This is a genomic window from Priestia megaterium NBRC 15308 = ATCC 14581 (genome assembly GCF_000832985.1).
GTDB classification, from domain to species: domain Bacteria; phylum Bacillota; class Bacilli; order Bacillales; family Bacillaceae_H; genus Priestia; species Priestia megaterium.
Genome location: NZ_CP009920.1, coordinates 1,038,986 through 1,058,177, shown reverse-complemented (window position 1 = coordinate 1,058,177; position 19,192 = coordinate 1,038,986). Strand labels below are relative to the sequence as shown.

20 protein-coding genes are annotated in these 19,192 nt (G+C 40.3%); 19 read left to right on the top strand and 1 reads right to left on the bottom strand.

What is annotated here, in order from left to right; genetic code table 11:
* The first annotated feature begins 2 nt into the window (after nt 1-2).
* The 7 genes from rlmN (at nt 3) to spoVM (ending at nt 6,371) form a co-directional block, all read left to right on the top strand.
* Nucleotides 3-1,094 (top strand): dual-specificity RNA methyltransferase RlmN, encoded by a 1,092-nt coding sequence (rlmN, locus tag BG04_RS05970; RefSeq protein WP_034649178.1) that lies wholly within the window; start codon nt 3-5, stop codon nt 1,092-1,094.
* A 4-nt stretch (nt 1,095-1,098) separates the two neighbouring features.
* Nucleotides 1,099-1,842: a Stp1/IreP family PP2C-type Ser/Thr phosphatase gene (locus tag BG04_RS05965; RefSeq protein ID WP_034649180.1), complete on the top strand. Its 744-nt coding sequence runs from the start codon at nt 1,099-1,101 to the stop codon at nt 1,840-1,842.
* Nucleotides 1,843-1,847: 5 nt separating this feature from the next.
* The gene (gene pknB / locus BG04_RS05960; protein ID WP_028410789.1) at nt 1,848-3,893 is read left to right on the top strand and encodes a Stk1 family PASTA domain-containing Ser/Thr kinase; all 2,046 of its coding nucleotides are present in this window, start codon (nt 1,848-1,850) and stop codon (nt 3,891-3,893) included.
* A gap of 13 nt (nt 3,894-3,906) precedes the next feature.
* Entirely contained in the window at nt 3,907-4,788 is an 882-nt protein-coding gene (gene rsgA, locus BG04_RS05955; RefSeq protein ID WP_013084823.1) for a ribosome small subunit-dependent GTPase A, read from the top strand.
* A 2-nt stretch (nt 4,789-4,790) separates the two neighbouring features.
* Nucleotides 4,791-5,447 (top strand): ribulose-phosphate 3-epimerase, encoded by a 657-nt coding sequence (rpe, locus tag BG04_RS05950; RefSeq protein WP_013084822.1) that lies wholly within the window; start codon nt 4,791-4,793, stop codon nt 5,445-5,447.
* 116 nt (nt 5,448-5,563) lie between these two features.
* Nucleotides 5,564-6,211: a thiamine diphosphokinase gene (locus BG04_RS05945; protein WP_016765422.1), complete on the top strand. Its 648-nt coding sequence runs from the start codon at nt 5,564-5,566 to the stop codon at nt 6,209-6,211.
* 79 nt (nt 6,212-6,290) lie between these two features.
* Entirely contained in the window at nt 6,291-6,371 is an 81-nt protein-coding gene (spoVM, locus tag BG04_RS05940) for a stage V sporulation protein SpoVM (protein ID WP_016765421.1), read from the top strand.
* A gap of 57 nt (nt 6,372-6,428) precedes the next feature.
* Here the strand turns inward: spoVM and rpmB are convergent, their stop codons facing one another.
* Entirely contained in the window at nt 6,429-6,617 is a 189-nt protein-coding gene (rpmB, locus tag BG04_RS05935; protein WP_013058914.1) for a 50S ribosomal protein L28, read from the bottom strand.
* Between the two features lie 314 nt (nt 6,618-6,931).
* Here rpmB and BG04_RS05930 point away from each other — a divergent pair, with 314 nt between their 5' ends.
* The 12 genes from BG04_RS05930 to rnc all read left to right on the top strand — a co-directional run bounded on the left by BG04_RS05930 (nt 6,932) and on the right by rnc (nt 19,187).
* Nucleotides 6,932-7,294 (top strand): Asp23/Gls24 family envelope stress response protein, encoded by a 363-nt coding sequence (locus BG04_RS05930; RefSeq protein ID WP_013058913.1) that lies wholly within the window; start codon nt 6,932-6,934, stop codon nt 7,292-7,294.
* Between the two features lie 16 nt (nt 7,295-7,310).
* Nucleotides 7,311-8,978 carry a DAK2 domain-containing protein gene (locus BG04_RS05925; protein ID WP_034649185.1) on the top strand — a complete coding sequence of 556 codons (1,668 nt, stop codon included), beginning with the start codon at nt 7,311-7,313 and terminating at the stop codon, nt 8,976-8,978.
* A gap of 197 nt (nt 8,979-9,175) precedes the next feature.
* Nucleotides 9,176-10,204: a PTS sugar transporter subunit IIC gene (locus BG04_RS05920; RefSeq protein ID WP_016765419.1), complete on the top strand. Its 1,029-nt coding sequence runs from the start codon at nt 9,176-9,178 to the stop codon at nt 10,202-10,204.
* A 212-nt stretch (nt 10,205-10,416) separates the two neighbouring features.
* Entirely contained in the window at nt 10,417-11,079 is a 663-nt protein-coding gene (sdaAB, locus tag BG04_RS05915; RefSeq protein WP_013058911.1) for an L-serine ammonia-lyase, iron-sulfur-dependent subunit beta, read from the top strand.
* 100 nt (nt 11,080-11,179) lie between these two features.
* Nucleotides 11,180-12,067: an L-serine ammonia-lyase, iron-sulfur-dependent, subunit alpha gene (gene sdaAA, locus BG04_RS05910; RefSeq protein WP_013084817.1), complete on the top strand. Its 888-nt coding sequence runs from the start codon at nt 11,180-11,182 to the stop codon at nt 12,065-12,067.
* Nucleotides 12,060-14,108, top strand: a complete 2,049-nt coding sequence (recG, locus tag BG04_RS05905) for an ATP-dependent DNA helicase RecG (protein WP_034649187.1) — start codon at nt 12,060-12,062, stop codon at nt 14,106-14,108. Before sdaAA ends, recG begins: the two co-directional genes overlap by 8 nt.
* 501 nt (nt 14,109-14,609) lie before the next feature.
* Nucleotides 14,610-15,173, top strand: a complete 564-nt coding sequence (gene fapR, locus BG04_RS05900) for a transcription factor FapR (protein WP_013084815.1) — start codon at nt 14,610-14,612, stop codon at nt 15,171-15,173.
* 20 nt (nt 15,174-15,193) lie between these two features.
* Nucleotides 15,194-16,198: a phosphate acyltransferase PlsX gene (plsX, locus tag BG04_RS05895; RefSeq protein ID WP_016765417.1), complete on the top strand. Its 1,005-nt coding sequence runs from the start codon at nt 15,194-15,196 to the stop codon at nt 16,196-16,198.
* 3 nt (nt 16,199-16,201) lie between these two features.
* Nucleotides 16,202-17,146, top strand: coding sequence for an ACP S-malonyltransferase (fabD, locus tag BG04_RS05890; protein ID WP_034649189.1), 945 nt, complete (start codon nt 16,202-16,204; stop codon nt 17,144-17,146).
* Nucleotide 17,147: 1 nt separating this feature from the next.
* Entirely contained in the window at nt 17,148-17,888 is a 741-nt protein-coding gene (gene fabG, locus BG04_RS05885) for a 3-oxoacyl-[acyl-carrier-protein] reductase (RefSeq protein WP_013058906.1), read from the top strand.
* A gap of 138 nt (nt 17,889-18,026) precedes the next feature.
* Nucleotides 18,027-18,260 carry an acyl carrier protein gene (gene acpP / locus BG04_RS05880; protein WP_013058905.1) on the top strand — a complete coding sequence of 78 codons (234 nt, stop codon included), beginning with the start codon at nt 18,027-18,029 and terminating at the stop codon, nt 18,258-18,260.
* 180 nt (nt 18,261-18,440) lie between these two features.
* Nucleotides 18,441-19,187 (top strand): ribonuclease III, encoded by a 747-nt coding sequence (rnc, locus tag BG04_RS05875; protein WP_013058904.1) that lies wholly within the window; start codon nt 18,441-18,443, stop codon nt 19,185-19,187.
* Nucleotides 19,188-19,192 lie beyond the last annotated feature (5 nt).

Sequence of the window (19,192 nt, the reverse complement as noted above, 5' to 3'; positions counted from 1 at the left end):
AAATGGAAGAAGTAGCTAAAAGAAAAGCAAAAGCAGAAGAAAAAGCGCAAAAACCATCTATTTATTCATTAGAAATGAACGACCTAGAAAATTGGTTAGTAGAACACGGAGATAAGAAGTTCCGTGCTAAACAAATTTTTGACTGGTTATATGTTAAACGCGTAACGGACTTTGACGATATGTCAAACTTATCTAAAGGGTTACGTGAACAATTAAAAGACAAATTTGCATTAACGACATTAAAAACAGTCGTTCAGCAAACGTCTGGGGACGGCACGATGAAGTTTTTATTCGAACTCCATGACGGTTATACGATTGAAACAGTGCTTATGCGTCATGAATACGGAAATTCTGTCTGCGTAACGACTCAAGTTGGATGTCGCATTGGCTGTACGTTCTGTGCGTCTACTCTTGGCGGTTTAAAGCGTAACTTAGAAGCTGGAGAAATCGTAGCGCAAGTAGTAAAAGTACAAAAAGCGCTAGATGAACAAGGAGAACGCGTGAGCTCTGTCGTAATTATGGGTATTGGGGAGCCATTTGATAACTATGATGAAATGATGCGCTTCTTAAAAACAATTAACAGTGATGATGGATTAAATATTGGTGCACGTCATATCACAGTATCGACAAGTGGAATCATTCCGAAAATCTATAAGTTTGCTGATGAAAAAATGCAAATCAATTTTGCGATTTCACTTCACGCTCCAAACAATGACATCCGCTCACGCTTAATGCCCATTAACCGTGCGTACAAACTTCCTGATTTGATGGAAGCCATTAAATATTATACGGATAAAACGGGAAGACGTATTAGCTTTGAGTATGGTCTATTCGGAGGAGTAAACGATCAAGTAGAGCATGCCGAGGAATTAGCGGATTTGATTAAAGACGTGAAATGCCACGTGAACTTGATTCCGGTAAACTATGTGCCTGAGCGTGATTATGTTCGTACACCACGTGAACAGATTTTTGCATTTGAACGTACGCTTAAAAAGCGTGGCGTTAACGTGACTATTCGACGTGAGCAAGGTCATGATATCGATGCAGCTTGTGGCCAATTACGTGCGAAGGAGCGTAAAGAAGAGACGAGGTGATTGTATGGCAACTGTCTTCATGACAGACCGAGGGAGAGTTAGACAACACAATGAAGATAACGGAGGGGTATTTTTGAACCAACACAATCAGCTGCTTGCAATTGTGGCTGATGGTATGGGAGGTCATCGAGCTGGCGACGTCGCCAGTGAGATGGCGGTTCAAAAATTGCAAATAGCGTGGGCAGAAGCGGACAAAGTAACGTCTCCTGATGAGGCGACGCAGTGGATTCGTACGCATGTTTCGCAAATTAATCAAGATATTTATCAGTATGCTCAGGAGCATGAAGAGTGTAAAGGGATGGGTACAACAGTTGTACTTGCTTTATGCGCCGATACGTTTTGTGCGATTGGTAATATAGGAGACAGCAGATGCTATATTTCCAATGAATATGGATTTCAACAAGTAACAGAAGATCATTCCCTTGTGAATGAACTCGTAAAAAATGGTCAAATCACAAAAGAAGATGCCGAGCATCATCCACGAAAAAATATCTTATTGCGAGCACTAGGTACCGAAGAAAATGTTAGTTTAGATGTAAAAACAATTGAAGTGGAAAAAGAAGATCGATTATTATTATGTTCAGATGGACTGACAAATAAGGTAACGGAACAAAAGCTGAACGAAACGTTATCAACAAGTTCATCACTTCACGAAAAGGGTACGAGCCTGATTCAATTAGCAAATGAGCTTGGTGGAGAAGACAATATTACACTTGCAATTGTGGACTTTACATCTGAAAGTGGGTGAGAGTGTTGCTAATAGGTAGACGGCTAAACGACCGTTATAAGGTATTGCAAGTAATTGGTGGAGGCGGAATGGCAAACGTCTATTTAGGTCGCGACATGATTTTGGATCGTGATGTGGCAATTAAAGTGCTTCGTTTAGACTTTGCAAGTGACGATGCGTTTATAAAGCGTTTCCATCGAGAAGCACAATCTGCTACGAGTATTGCTCATCCTAATATTGTCAGTATTTATGATGTTGGAGAAGAAGAAGATATTTATTATATCATCATGGAATATGTACCGGGTATGACATTAAAGCAATACATTCTGCAAGAATCACCACTATCTCTTGATAAAGCCATACATATTATGACGCAGATTACATCAGCTATTGCCCATGCTCATCAGTACGGAATTATTCATCGGGATATTAAGCCTCAAAATATTTTAATTGATCATGATGATACCATTAAAGTTACTGACTTCGGCATTGCCGTAGCACTAAGTTCTACAACCATTACGCATACTAATTCTGTTTTGGGCTCTGTTCATTATTTATCTCCTGAACAGGCACGGGGAGGGCTTGCGAATAAGCGTTCTGATATCTATTCGCTTGGCATCGTCCTATTTGAATTGCTAACGGGTCGAGTCCCTTTTTCTGGGGAATCGGCTGTGTCAATTGCATTAAAACATTTACAGACAGAAACACCTTCTCCAAAAAGATGGAATCCATCTATCCCTCAAAGCGTGGAGAATGTTGTATTAAAAGCAACAACTAAAGATCCATTTTACCGATACAGTTCCGTCGAAGAACTCGAAGCGGATTTACAGTCTGCTGTTCATCCAAATCGTTATAATGAACAAAGGTTTACGGTGCCTGATGATGAAGAAGTGACAAAAGCCATTCCAGTTATTAAGGAGGATTTTGTTGAATCCGAAGAAACGCACGTACCTGTGAGAAAACCTCCTCACTTAGAGCGCGAAGAACAAGAGGAAGAAGAGTTAAAGCCGAAGAAAAAAAAGAAGAAAAAGAAAAAAGGCAAAAGCAAGCTGATTGTAACGCTTGTTTTAATTTTTTTGCTGCTGGCAGCTGCTAGCGTAGCCGCCGTTACATTTATTCCGGCTTTATTACTGCCAAAAGACGTAAAGGTTCCTGATTTACATAATCAAGATTATGAATCAGCAGTAACCGATTTAGTTTCTTTGGGCTTTAAAGTGAAGAATCCTAAAGATATATCCGATAATGAGGTGGAAGAAGGCGACGTGGTTAAAACGATGCCAGAAGCGGGAGACGTTATCAAAGAAGGATCTAATGTCATTATTTATCGAAGTACAGGAAAGAAAAAAGAAGCATTTAACCGGTACATCGGAAGAAGCTTTACGGAAGTAAAAAGTCTGTTAGAAAAGCAGAATTATAAAGATATCCAATCCATCGAAGTTGAAAGCACAGAACCAAAAGGCAATATTACAGATCAGACGCCTAAAGAAACCGAACAAGTCGTGCCGGAGGATACAACGGTTACGCTATGGGTAAGTAAGGGGCCGCCGAAGATTACATTAAAGGATTTCTCGGGCTGGACGGAAAAAAGCGTAAAAGATTATGCATCAGATGAAGATATTGAAGTGGATGTAAAAACAGCGTATTCCGACACTGTTGAAAAAGGTCTTGTGATGTCTCAAAAGCCTGCAGCGGAGCAGAGTATCGAGCAAGGTGATAAGCTCACCATTACGGTCTCAATGGGCAAGGAGCCAAAAGCTCCTCAAACGGTATCAGTGGATGTGACTATTCCGTATAAAGAAGAGACTGACACCGAAGCAAGCACGGAACAAGGCGACGCAACGGAAACAGGCGATGCCACCGGAACAGAAGAGGAAAAGCCAAAGCCGCAAAAAGTACAAATTTATATCGAAGATGCAGATAACGATATGTCCGTTCCTGCTAAGGAACTAACGATTACTGAAACAACAAAAGAATCGTTCGATGTTTTAGTTGATGAAAATGAAAAAGCGTCTTATAAAATTGTCCGAGACGGGGAAGTTATTGAAGAAAAAGACGTTGAATATCCAGAGTGATAGGAGTGAGGTTATGCCAGAAGGAAGAATTATTAAATCCCTTAGCGGATTTTATTATGTTCTTCATGACGGACAAGTAACGCAATGTCGAGGACGAGGTGTTTTTCGTAAAAAGAAAGTAACGCCTTTAGTCGGTGACAATGTAGTATTTCAGGCAGAAAATAAGCTTGAAGGATATATACTTGAAATTAAAGAACGTAAAAATGAATTAGTTCGTCCCCCAATTTCAAATGTTGATCAGGCGCTGCTTGTTTTTTCAGCGATTGAACCTGATTTTAGCACGATGCTTCTTGACCGATTTTTAGTGTTAGTGGAGTCTAATCATATTGAACCTATTATTTGTATTTCAAAAGTAGATCTTTTATCACAGCAGCAAAAGCAAGAAATCGAGCAATATGCCGAAGAATATCGTAAAATAGGATATGAGGTCATTTTAACGTCGACAGTCACAGAAAAAGGCATGGAACAAATTCAGCCGTTATTTGAAGATCGCGTAACGGTTATTGCCGGACAGTCAGGTGTAGGTAAATCTTCATTGTTAAATACACTTAAACCAGAGCTTGAGTTAAAGACAAATGATATTTCAATGTCACTTGGAAGAGGAAAGCATACAACACGTCATGTAGAACTGATTTCGTTTGGTGAAGGTTTAGTAGCCGATACGCCAGGCTTTAGCTCACTGGAATTTTTAACGTTAGAAGTAGAAGAGTTAACCCATTGTTTTCCTGAAATGTCGCGTTTGAGTGAACAGTGTAAATTTCGAGGTTGTTTGCATGTGAAAGAACCGAAATGTGCGGTGAAAGAAGCATACGAACAAAAAGAAATTCCGAGTTATCGCTACGAACATTACTTGCAATTTATTGAGGAAATTAAGCAAAGAAAGCCGAGGTATTAAAAATGACAAAAATCGCACCTTCCATTTTATCTGCCAATTTTTCAAAGCTTGCTGAAGAAATTCGTGAAGTTGAAGCAGGTGGAGCAGACTACATCCATATCGACGTTATGGATGGCCATTTTGTTCCTAATATTACAATTGGACCGCTTATCGTTGAGGCTGTACGCCCTGTCACAACACTGCCATTAGATGTGCATTTAATGATTGAAAACCCAGATCAATACGTTCCAATGTTTGCAAAGGCAGGTGCTGATATTTTAACGGTACATGCTGAAGCGTGTACTCATTTGCACCGCACCATTCAATTAATCAAAGAACACGGCATGAAAGCAGGCGTTGCTTTAAATCCTGCAACGCCAATTGACGTGGTAAAGCATATCTTAGAAGATATCGATCTTATTTTATTAATGACGGTGAACCCAGGCTTTGGAGGGCAAAACTTCATTCCAAATGTACTGCCGAAAATTGAGCAAATCTCTCAGCTTATTGAAATTCGTCACCTTTCTATTGAAGTAGAGGTTGATGGAGGAATTAATGAAGAAACAGCAAGAAAATGTGTGGAAGCAGGAGCAAATGTCTTAGTGGCTGGCTCAGCTATTTATAACCAAGAAGACCGAGCTGGCGCAATTAGTCAAATTCGCACAACTGTTCAAGCGTAAGTAATAAAAGCTGCTGTGTACAACGAGTAGAACTTGTACACAGCAGCTTTTTCTTTTAGGATAAAGAAAACATATTTATTTCGTTCATTTTTTAATAGAAAAGGAGCATATACATAATGAAAATTCATATTCTAGCAGGGGGACCGGATGAACATATGCCGCCCCTGCACCAGTCAAACGATGTAAAGTGGGTAGGAGTAGACCGCGGCGTATTCCTTCTTCTTCAGCAAGACATTTTGCCCGTAAAAGCATTTGGAGATTTTGATTCCATTACAAATGCACAGCTTAAGCTAGTGAGAGAAGCATTACAAGATGTTGAATTGTATCCTGCAGAAAAAGATGCAACGGATTTGGAACTTGCTTTTGAGTGGGCAATAGGGCAAAAACCGGAAAGTATTTGTATCTTTGGAGCAACAGGTGGAAGGCTTGACCACATGTTTGGAAGCATTCAGCTCCTGTACAAAGGGTTAAAAGAGAAAGCGAATGTACAAATGATTGACAATCAAAATATCATTCAATTGTTTGAACCAGGCACTTATCATGTTGATCGTTTAAAGGAGTTTCACTATATTTCATTCGTTCCTTTTGCAGGCGGTGTAAAAGAGCTTACGCTAGAAGGTTTCAAATATCCGCTCAATAAGCATGAAGTAGAACTCGGCTCAACTTTATGTATTAGCAATGAACTTATTCAACAAAGAGGTACTTTTTCATTTACAAAAGGCATATTAATGATGGTAAGAAGCAATGATAAACGTTGCTTGTGATGAAGTATGGAAAATGAGAGCAGGACATAGGGCTTTCTTTAAAAGGAGATAAAGTGTGGAGACGGTTAGGAGGGACAGTATGAAATTCTATACAATCAAACTTCCAAAGTTTTTAGGTGGCATCGTAAAGGTCATGCTTAATTCGTTCAAAAAAGATTAACAACGCTGGAATAATAAAAGAAGCACCATAAAATATGGTGCTTTTTCATTATAAAGATTAAACGCGTTGAACTTTACCAGACTTAAGGGCTCTAGCTGAAACGTACACACGTTTTGGTTTACCGTTCACTAAGATACGTACTTTTTGAACGTTAGCACCCCATTTACGCTTAGTAGCGTTCATTGCGTGAGAACGTGCGTTACCTGAACGAGCTTTTCTACCAGTTACTACACATTTGCGTGCCATGATTTTCCCTCCTAACACCAAAAAAACTACTCAATTCTGTTTTGAGAAATACTATATTAATTTATCACAGCCTTACAGAGAATGCAATAGTTCTGGAGAAAAGCTTTCAAGAAATTTTCCTTGACATATAAAATGAATCTATGTTCAATAATATAGAGAGTAGAAATAGGTATAACTTGGGCTATTACTCATTTTAAGACAAGTTGATACCTAATACTGTCATCTTTAAAAGGGACAAGCTGGACGCCTCTTTTAAAACGAGATTGATTATAGTAGAATATTTATAACCTATGAAAGTAGAAAGGGGAACGAGTATGTCCATCGAAATGAAAACGAAGTATGGTCAAATTGATATCTCTACAGATGTAATTGCAACAATTGCTGGAGGAGCAGCTGTTGATTGTTACGGGATTGTGGGAATGGCTTCAAAAAATCAGCTTAAAGATGGTCTTACAGAAATTCTTCGCAAAGAAAACTTTACACGAGGTATTGTGGTAAGACAAGAAGAGGATGACGTACATATCGACATGTACATTATCGTAAGCTATGGAACAAAAATTTCTGAAATTGCTCATAATGTGCAAACAAAAGTAAAATACACACTGGAACAAACGGTTGGTTTAACGGTTGATTCAGTAAATATTTATGTGCAGGGTGTTCGTGTAACGAACGTTTAATTAAGGAGGAAGATTCGTGTCAATGACAACGTTGGACGGAAAGCGGTTTAGAGAAATGGTGCTTCAAGGAGCCCAGCATCTATCTAACAATGCAGATTATGTAGATGCGCTGAACGTTTTTCCTGTACCAGATGGTGATACTGGAACAAATATGAACTTATCGATTACGTCTGGTGCTAAAGAAGTAAAAAATAAACTATCTGATCACATCGGCCAAGTGAGTCAAGCTTTGTCTAAGGGCTTATTGATGGGGGCGCGCGGTAATTCAGGAGTTATTTTATCTCAATTATTCCGCGGTTTTGCGAAATCGGTTGAGCAAAAGTCAGCGATTACAACAGTTGAGTTTGCTGAAGCTCTTGAGCTTGGGGTAGAAACTGCTTATAAAGCTGTTATGAAACCAATCGAAGGAACCATTTTAACAGTAGCTAAGGATACTGCTAAAAAAGCAGCGGCTGTTGCTAAAAAGCAACCTGATATGATTCTGTTCATGGAAGAAGTACTTAAGGAAGCTAATGCTTCGTTAAATCGCACGCCAGATCTTTTACCCGTGTTAAAAGAAGTAGGCGTAGTGGATAGCGGAGGTCAAGGGCTTGTTTTAATTTATGAAGGGTTTTTAGCTGAATTAAAAGGTGAAAAACTTCCGGGTGTACCCATGTCAGCTCCTTCGATGAATGAACTCGTAAATGCTGAGCATCATAAGCATGCACAAAGCTATATGAATACAGAAGATATTGAATTTGGCTATTGTACAGAATTTATGGTAAGGCTGGAAGAGGATAAGCCTGCAGCTAAAACATTTTCTGAAGAAACGTTTCGTCAAGACTTAAGCAAATGGGGCGACTCATTGCTTGTAGTATCTGATGATGAAATCGTGAAAGTTCATATTCACGCTGAGCATCCTGGAGAAGTGTTAAACTACGGGCAGCAGTATGGAAGTTTAATTAAAATGAAGATTGAAAACATGAGAGAACAGCATAGCAGCATTGTTTCAGGTGAAGAAAAGCCTGCAGTAAAAAATGCTGAAAAACAGCCCTTTGGCATTGTTACTGTGTCAATGGGAAAAGGAATTGCTGAATTGTTCAAGAGCCTTGGGGCAACGGTTGTTATTGAAGGCGGACAAACAATGAATCCAAGTACGGAGGATATTGTCAAAGCGATTGAAGAAACAAATGCTGAACAGGTACTGATTTTACCTAATAACGGAAATATTGTGATGGCTGCTAACCAAGCGGCTGCTGTTGTCGGCAGTCACGTTTCGGTTGTCCCGTCTAAAACGGTTCCTCAAGGAATGACAGCGCTGCTATCATTTAATCCTCAGCAAAGCTTAAAAGAAAACGAGGAAGTAATGACTGAAGCTCTACAGCACGTGAAAACAGGACAAGTAACGTATGCAGTTCGCGATACAAATATTGATGGTCTTGAATTAGCTAAAGGCGATTTTATGGGTATTGCCGAAAAGAAAATCGTTGTAAAAGATTCAGAGAAATTAGAAGCAGCAAAAAAGCTATTGACTTATATGATTGATGACGAAGCGGAAATCCTTACAATTCTTCAAGGAGAGGATGTCTCAGACGATGAAGCTGAAGCGCTAACATCTTTTGTAGAAGAAACGTTTGAAGAAGTTGAGGTAGAGCTTCATAAAGGAGATCAACCTTTATATTCTTACATTTTTGCAATTGAATAGCCAAAAAAGAAGCATCCCTCCCGAGGGGCGCTTCTTTTTTTGTGTTTTTTTAAGTGGAATACGAACTATTTTATTATTAATTGTTGTAATTGTTCGGTATATTAGGTATATTAGTTGAAAAGAACCCGTTTATATGGTAGTTTTGAAAACTGATTAAGTCAAATGTGTAAGAAAACAGCATGAGAGGAGAGACAACAGTGGATATTTTAAAAGGAACAGGTTTATTATTATTAGTTTTATTTTTATTTTGGTTGTTTAGCAACAAGGCACCTTATGGCATGAAAGCAATGGGGGCGCTGGCAAGCGGAGCGGTAGCTGCGTTTCTCGTAGAGGCCTTTCAGTCATATGTAGGAGGAGATTTACTAGGTATTTCATTCCTGGGTGAAGTTGGAAAGGCTGCAGGAGGAATGGGAGGAGTTGCGGCGGCAGCATTAGTTGCTTTGGCGTTAGGCGTATCTCCTGTATATGCTCTTATGATGGGGGTGGTGTGTTCAGGGCTAGGCTTGCTCCCTGGATTTTTTGCGGGATACCTCATGGCATTTGTAGTGAAATTTATTGAGAAAAAGGCACCTGCTGGTCTAGACTTATTAGGGAACATCTTAATTGCAGCACCTTTAACAAGATTAATTGGTAATGCATTCTCACCTATTGTAGATGCGACGCTTTTAAATATTGGAGGAATTATCAAAGACACAACAAGTGCTAGCCCTATTTTAATGGGAATTATTTTAGGCGGAGTTATCACAGTAGTAGCAACGGCTCCGCTTAGCTCAATGGCTTTAACGGCTATGCTAGGGTTAACGGGATTGCCTATGGCGATTGGAGCTCTTGCTGTGTTTGGTTCTTCTTTCATGAACTATGTGCTGTTTGATCGATTAAAAATTGGGGATCGTCGTACAACCATTTCAGTTGCAGTTGAACCTTTAACACAAGCGAATATTATTTCAGCAAATCCGATTCCTATCTACATTACAAACTTTGTTGGAGGTGCACTAGCCGGTGTGGTTGTGGCTCTGTTCGGATTGGTAAATGATGCTGCAGGCACGGCAACGCCAATCGCAGGACTTGCAGTGATGTTTGGGTTTAATGACCCTATGAAGGTCACAATTTGTGCAGTACTTTGCGCACTAGCGGGAGCATTAGCTGGGTTTATAGGTTCAGTTGTTTTTAAAAACTTTAAAATTAAAACAGTAGACGATGTAGCTTCCGAGCAAGAAGCAGCTTAAGTAATTCATCTTTTCCTGCATAATATAGTAAAAAAAGCGGTGTGCTTATCTTATTTTTATGGATAAATACACCGCTTTTTTTGTACGTGAGTCCCTAATAAAAATGAGAATTTTTAAATTTTTTAAGAGCGTGAAACAAAGCTTCCAAAAAGTCAAAAGCTCAAGTAACATATAAGTAATAACAATGTCTAAATAGCAGGGGGAAAATCCTTATGAAATATAAATCTGTCTTTGATATTATTGGTCCGGTAATGATTGGACCATCTAGCTCACATACAGCTGGTGCAGCGCGTATTGGACGCGTTGCACGAACGCTTTTTGGCAAGCAGCCCACAAAAGTTGTGGTTTCACTGTACGGTTCTTTTGCTCAAACGTATAAAGGGCACGGAACAGACGTAGCGCTGATTGGCGGTATTTTAGATTTTGATACGTTCGACCAGCGTATTCCGCAATCTTTGGACTTAGCTAAAAAAGAAGGAATGGACGTCACATTTGTTGAGGAAGCGGCAATCACAGATCATCCGAATACTGCTCGCATCAAAATGAGCGACGGATTAAAGGAAATTGAAGTTGTTGGAATTTCAATTGGTGGAGGAAAAATTCAAATTACGGAGCTGAACGGATTTGAATTAAATTTATCAGGCATGAATCCAGCTATTCTCGTTGTGCATAATGACCGATTTGGTGCCATTGCGACCGTTACGAATATTTTGATGAAACACTCAATTAATATCGGACATATGGAAGTATCTCGCAAAGAGCGCGGAGAAGTAGCGCTCATGGCAATTGAAATGGATACGAATATTGAAGATGATGTAATTGAAGAGTTAAAAACATTGCCTCACATTATTCAAGTAACAAGAATGGTTGAGTAGGATAGAGCGAATAGGACCGGCTTGAGAGAATAACTGGAGCCGAGTGATTATAGATGATTCTAAAGTGAAAATAAGACAGAATGATAGCGGAGGTTACTATATGTTTCGAAACGTAGCAGAACTAGTAGAATTAGCAGAAAGTCAAAATGTAAAAATTGCAGAGATTATGATTCAACAGGAAATAGATATCACGGGAGTTACTCGTGAAGAAATCATGGAAAAAATGGACCGGAACTTAACGGTTATGGAAGAAGCGGTTGAACGCGGTTTAAAAGGGGTACAGTCTGTTACAGGTTTAACAGGCGGAGATGCAGTGCTGCTTCAAAACTATATTCAAAGTGGAAAATCTTTATCTGGAAATTTAATTTTAGATGCAGTCAGCAAAGCTGTAGCGACAAACGAAGTAAATGCGGCAATGGGGACAATCTGTGCAACACCTACTGCTGGATCTGCTGGAGTAGTGCCAGGAACGCTGTTTGCAGTGCAACATAAGCTAAACCCAACTCGTAAAGAAATGATTGAATTTCTATTTACATCAGGTGCTTTTGGGTTTGTTGTAGCCAATAATGCGTCTATTTCAGGAGCAGCAGGTGGATGTCAAGCAGAAGTTGGTTCAGCTTCAGGTATGGCAGCGGCAGCGATTGTTGAAATGGCAGGAGGTACACCGAGTCAGGCAGCTGAAGCAATGGCAATTACTCTCAAAAATATGCTAGGATTAGTATGTGACCCAGTAGCGGGGCTAGTAGAAGTTCCATGTGTGAAACGAAACGCAATGGGAGCGGCGAATGCAATGATTGCAGCAGATATGGCCTTAGCAGGCATTACAAGTCGTATTCCATGTGATGAAGTCATTGATGCTATGTATAAAATTGGTCAAACAATGCCGGTTGCATTACGAGAAACTGCACAAGGAGGCTTAGCGGCAACACCAACAGGTCGCGAGCTTGAAGCGAAGATCTTTGGTATTGCATTAAATAAAAGTGAATGAACTAACAACTATTTCAATTAAAACCATTAAAGGTATTGGAGAGGAAACAGCACAAGCATTAGAGGATATGCATATTCATAGTGTGCATGACTTGTTAGAACATTTCCCATACCGCTATGAAGATTATGAGTTAAAAGATTTGGCTGAAGCAAAGCACGACGAAAAGGTCACCGTAGAAGGAAAGGTTCACAGCGTCCCCTCGCTTACGTATTACGGAAAAAAGCGTTCGCGCCTTACGTTTCGGCTGCTAGTAAACCGCTATTTGATTACGGTTACTTGTTTTAATCGCCCATACTATAAATCAAAGTTAGAAATCGATCAAACTGTTACGGTTACGGGGAAATGGGATCAGCACCGGCAAACGCTTAACTTGCAGGAGCTTCAATTTTCTCCGTTTGTTAAAAATCAAACGATTGAGCCTGTTTACTCGGTTAAAGGCAGCTTAACGGTCAAAGGAATGCGGAAGTTCGTCTCTCTTGCGTTGAAGAATTATGGCAGTAGCATTCAGGATATGCTCCCGGCCTCTATTCGTTCTAGATACAAACTAGTAACGCGTGAAGAAGCGGTTAGAAGTATTCACTTACCTCGTGATCATGAAGATTTAAAACAAGCAAGACGTCGATTTGTCTATGAAGAATTTCTACTTTTTCAATTAAAAATGCAGGCGCTTAGAAAGCGCGAAAGAGAAGAAACGCCTGGAATGAAGCAAGCATTTGATTCAACTGAGCTGGTAAACTTCACGAACCTGCTGCCGTTTCCGTTAACAAACGCTCAAAAACGTGTAGTAAACGAAATTACGCACGATATGAAATCGCCTTATCGCATGAATCGCTTGCTGCAAGGTGATGTAGGGTCAGGTAAAACAGTCGTAGCAGCGGTTGCTTTATACGCCACTGTTTTAGCAGGGCATCAAGGTGCTTTAATGGTACCGACTGAAATTTTAGCTGAACAGCATGCTGAGTCATTGACTGCGATGCTTGAAAAGGTAGGCATCAGCGTAGGCTTGCTAACAGGGTCTGTTAAAGGAAAAGCAAGAAGAGAGCTGCTTCAGCGAGTGAAAAACGGAGATGTTCATGTATTAGTAGGTACACATGCCTTAATTCAAGACGAAGTTATATATAGTAGTTTAGGGCTCGTCATTACGGATGAACAGCACCGCTTTGGAGTTGGGCAGCGCCGGGTTTTACGTGAAAAAGGTGAGAGTCCGGATGTACTGTTTATGACGGCGACTCCTATTCCAAGAACCCTTGCTATTACGGTATTTGGAGAAATGGATGTGTCCATTATCGATGAAATGCCAGCAGGACGTAAGGCAATTGAAACATACTGGGTAAAACATGATATGCTTGAACGTATTTTACATTTCGTTGAAAAAGAAATACATGACGGCAGACAAGCTTACGTTATTTGTCCGTTGATTGAAGAATCGGACAAGCTGGATGTTCAAAATGCAATTGATGTGCATGCAACACTCGCTCACTATTTTAATGGAAAAGCAAGCGTTGGTCTCATGCACGGAAGGTTGTCAGCTGATGAAAAAGAAGAAGTGATGAAACAGTTTAGCGTAAATGACGTGCAGATTTTAGTATCAACAACGGTTGTAGAAGTAGGAGTGAACGTTCCGAATGCAACCGTGATGGTCATTTATGATGCAGAGCGCTTTGGGTTATCTCAGCTTCATCAGCTAAGAGGACGCGTAGGGCGAGGAGATGCACAGTCGTATTGTATTCTGCTCGCAGATCCGAAATCAGAAGTGGGAAAAGAACGAATGACCATTATGACGGAAACAAACGATGGATTTGTATTATCAGAAAGAGACTTAGAGCTTCGTGGGCCTGGTGATTTCTTTGGTAGAAAACAAAGCGGGATGCCTGAGTTTAAAGTAGCCGATATGGTGCACGATTACCGTGCGCTTGAAGTAGCTCGAGAAGATGCTGCTAAGCTTGTAAATTCCGACAGCTTTTGGACAGAAGATCAGTTTGCACTGCTGAGAATACAATTAGAAGCAACGGGCGTATTGACTGGAGAAAAATTTGATTAGTAAAAGAGACTGAAACAAAGTAGTTTAGTTGAAGGAAAATCCGAACGATCAATCGTTCGGATTTTTTTCATTGTGATGATGAACGTAGATTTCATGTATGTGATGGGTATGTAGGTGCTTCTAACTGTTAAGTGAAGGGCAAGGCACTCCTGCGGGGAAAGCGGAATAGATGAGACCCCGCAGAAGCGTAAGGAACAAGGAGGATCACGGGCCGGCCGCGGAAAGCGAAGTCTTGCACGGAAATCAGCAGCGGTGTAACAAGCAATCTATACGAGCGCCTTTATCCCATTTGTTCATCTTTAGATTGAAGTGATCTAGTTATGTCTCAATCTCTTTTCGTCTATAAAGATAAAAAGCGGCTTAGTGTGAAAGAGTTAGCGGCTGGTGGCCATTAATACGACGTCAATGCACAGAATACAGCATGTGAAAAATGTTGCAATTAGAAGGCAATGATTATATACTGCTATTAGTACCTAGTATTAAAAGTTCGGATGGTGGACAATGAAGCGCAGTAAAAAAGAAAGACAGCATCTATTAAAAACGACAATTGAAGAAAACCCATTTATTACGGATGAAGAACTAGCAGACCGTTTTTCAGTGAGCGTTCAAACAATTCGATTAGACCGCCTAGAGTTGTCGATTCCTGAACTGCGAGAACGTATTAAGCATGTAGCTTCAAAACAACTAGACGAGGAAGTGCGTTCGCTTCCGATTGAAGAAGTAATTGGAGAAGTTATCGACATTGAACTAGATCAATCAGCGATATCTATTTTTGATGTGAAAACAGAGCATGTGTTTCAGCGTAATCAAATCGCTCGTGGTCACCACCTTTTTGCGCAAGCTAATTCGTTAGCTGTCGCTGTTATTAACAATGAACTAGCGCTCACAGCAGATGCGTCGATCCGTTATCATCGCCCTGTTAAGCTTCATGAACGAGTGATAGCAAAAGCGAAAGTTCTGTCAACTAGTGAAGTGCGAACCACCGTTGAGGTAAACAGCTATGTAGGGCAAGAGCAAGTGTTCTCTGGCACTTTTAAAATGTATCGTTCTACAAAGGATAAATAATAAAAAGGATGAGACGCAACATGAAACTAGCTATTGATGCAATGGGCGGAGATCATGCACCGAAAGCCATTATTGAAGGTGTAGAAAAAGCTACTGCTCAATTTAAAGAATTACATATTACGTTAATTGGAAACGAAACAGAAATAAAAAAATATTTAACAAATTCAGATCGTATTTCGATTATTCATACAGAAGAAACCATTGATGCAACTGATGAGCCAGTGCGAGCTGTGCGCCGCAAAAAACAAGCATCTATGGTATTAATGGCAAATGAAGTAGCCGAAGGTCGTGCTGACGCTTGTATTTCAGCAGGAAATACAGGGGCGTTAATGACAGCGGGACTTTTTATTGTAGGTCGCATCAAAGGCATTGAACGTCCAGCACTTGCTCCGACGCTTCCGACACTAGATGGAAAAGGGTTTTTAATGCTAGACGTTGGTGCAAACGTTGATGCCAAGCCTGAACATTTGCTCCAGTACGCTGTGATGGGGTCTGTGTATGCCGAAAAAGTACGCGGCATTCAAGCTCCTAGAGTGGGACTGCTGAACATTGGAACTGAGGATAAAAAAGGAAACGATTTAACAAAGCAAGCCTTTCAGCTACTAAAAAATGCTGATCTTAATTTTGTAGGCAACGTGGAATCCCGTGATTTGCTAAACGGCGTAGCGGATGTGGTTGTAACAGATGGTTTTACAGGGAATATGACTCTTAAGAGCATTGAAGGAACGGCGCTTTCCTTGTTTTCTATGATTAAACAAGAATTAATGAGCACGTTAAAAAGCAAGTTAGCTGCAGCAGTGCTAAAGCCTCAGCTGCAGGGGTTAAAAGCGAAAATGGATTACAGTGAATATGGAGGCGCAGGGCTGTTTGGATTGCATGCGCCTGTTATCAAAGCGCACGGTTCGTCGGATGCGAATGCAGTATTTAGCGCGATTAAGCAAGCTGTGAATATGGTGGAAAACAATGTGTCTTCCACTATTCAAAAAGCAATCGAACAAACTGCTAATGAAGAAAAGGAGAGATAAGAAATGGGGAAAATTGCTTTTATCTTTCCAGGCCAAGGGTCACAAACTGTTGGTATGGGAAAAGATTTATATGATGGAACAGAAGAAGCGAAAAAGCTGATTCATATGGCTGACGAAGCTTTAGGATTCAATCTTTCAAACATTATTTTTGAAGGGCCTCAAGAAGAATTGACTTTAACTTATCACGCTCAACCTGCTCTTTTAGCAACGAGTACAATGCTGCTTGAAGCATTTAAAACGAGCGGAATTACACCCGATTTTGTTGCGGGTCACAGTCTAGGAGAATACAGTGCGCTTGTGGCTGCTGAGGTTTTATCGTTTAAAGATGCCGTGGTTGCTGTTCACAAAAGAGGTCGCTATATGGACGAAGCTGTACCAGCAGGTCAAGGTACAATGGCAGCAGTGCTTGGCATGTCAGCGGAAGATTTAGAAGCCGTTACCGCTCAAATTACAAGCGAAGGCGACGCTGTTCAGCTTGCAAATATTAACTGTCCGGGTCAAATTGTTATTTCAGGTACGGTAAATGGCGTAGAAAAAGCTGGAGCTCTTGCCAAAGAAAAAGGGGCAAAACGCGTGATTCCTCTAGTGGTAAGCGGTCCGTTCCACTCTAGTTTAATGAAGCCAGCTGCTGAAAAACTACGTGATACGCTAGAAACAGTGGGTTTTAGCGATGCGAAGGTTCCAGTTATAGCAAACGTAACAGCAAAGCCGGTTACTGACAGTCAAGATATTCAAAACAAGCTAGTGGAACAACTGTATTCTCCAGTGAGATGGGAAGAAACAGTTGAAACACTTCTTGCAGAAGGTGTAGATACATTTGTTGAAATTGGACCGGGAAAAGTATTATCAGGTCTTGTGAAAAAAGTAAATCGCCGTGCGGCTGTGTATGCTGTTAATGATCTTACATCATTAAAATCAACGATTGACGCACTAAAAGGGGGAGAATAACATGTTACAAGGGAAAGTTGCGGTTGTAACAGGCGCTTCTCGCGGAATTGGTCGTGCCGTTGCAATTGAGCTGGGAAAGCTTGGTGCTAAAGTAGTTGTAAACTATTCTGGCAGCGAAGCGAAAGCTCTTGAAGTTGTGGATGAAATTAAAGGATTAGGAACGGATGCAATTGCTGTACAAGCAAATGTGGCAGAAAGTGATTCTGTACAAGCAATGATAAAAGAAGCGATTTCTACATTTGGTTCAGTAGATATTTTAGTGAACAACGCGGGAATCACACGTGATAATCTTCTTATGCGTATGAAAGAAGACGAATGGGATGATGTTATTAATACAAACTTAAAAGGCGTATTTTTGTGTACAAAAGCGGTTACTCGTCAAATGATGAAGCAGCGCGCAGGACGTATCATTAATATTTCATCAATTGTCGGCGTCAGCGGTAATGCTGGACAAGCAAATTATGTAGCAGCAAAATCAGGCGTAATTGGTTTAACAAAAACAACTGCCAAAGAATTAGCAAGCCGCAATATTACAGTGAATGCAGTTGCTCCTGGTTTCATTGCAACAGACATGACGGATAAATTGAATGAAGAAGTGCAGGCGGAAATGTTAAAGCAAATCCCTCTTGCAAGCTTCGGTCAGCCTGAGGATGTTGCGAACGCAGTTGCGTTTTTAGCATCAGATGCAAGCCGTTATATTACGGGTCAAACGATTCACGTTGACGGCGGAATGGTGATGTAAAAAATGCACTTTACGAAAAGTGTAATTTGGTGATAAAGTACAAAGGGACGTTTACTAGGCGACCGATAAACTTTATTATTCAACCATAGTATTTTAGATGGAAATCATCTATAATGACTTGAGGGGAGGTGAAGAACAATGGCAGAGGTACTAGAACGTGTAACAACAATCATTGTTGATCGTCTTGGTGTAGACAAAAGTGAAGTGAAACTAGAATCTAGTTTCAAAGAAGACTTAGGTGCTGACTCTCTAGACGTAGTTGAATTTGTAATGGAGCTTGAAGAGGAATTTGATATCGAAATTTCTGACGAAGAAGCTGAAAAAATTTCAACTGTAGGAGATGCAGTTAATTACATACAGAGCCAAATTTAATCTGTAGTATATGTATGAAAAGCCCCGTTAAACAGCGGGGCTTTCTCTTCTTTTTAAGAATTTCAAAAAAAGACCTCTTTTTTTGAAAAGGTAGTGTATCTTTTAGGATACCTCGTTTTATAATGAGAGATGTTAGGAAAAAACTACGAAACAATTGAAGCAGGTAAGCGGAGGTATTTTATGCCTAAACAATATTCAAATCGAGATCGAAAGATGAACGTGAAATTCAAGCAAAATTTTGCAGAGTTTCAAAAGGAAATTGGTATTCAGTTTACAAATGAAGCGCTTCTTTTTCAAGCATTTACACATTCATCCTATGTGAATGAGCATCGCAGAAGACCGTATGAAGACAACGAGCGTCTTGAGTTTTTAGGAGATGCCGTATTAGAGCTAACCGTATCACAATTTTTATTTAAAAAATATCCAACGATGAGTGAAGGTGAGTTAACAAAGCTTCGTGCAGCAGTTGTGTGCGAACCGTCGCTTGTTACTTTTGCAAATGAAATGGATTTTGGTAAACTAGTGTTACTTGGAAAAGGTGAAGAGATGACAGGCGGCCGATCTAGACCGGCTTTACTGGCCGATGTGTTTGAAGCATTTATCGGAGCTCTTTATTTAGACCAAGGGCTTGATACGGTAGTAACGATTCTAAAAAAAGTTGTCTTTCCAAAAATTAATGAAGGTGCTTTTTCTCATGTGATGGATTTCAAAAGCCAGCTTCAAGAAGTGATTCAGCGTGATGGAGTTGGACAGTTAGAATACAAAGTTTTGCAAGAAAAAGGTCCAGCCCATAATCGCGAATTCTTATCTCGCGTATCGTTAAATGGTGAAGAGCTCGGCGTTGGTGTAGGCCGTTCGAAAAAAGAAGCAGAGCAAAAAGCAGCTCAAGTAGCTATTACGAAAATTAGAGCGAGTCAAACGAAATAAAATGA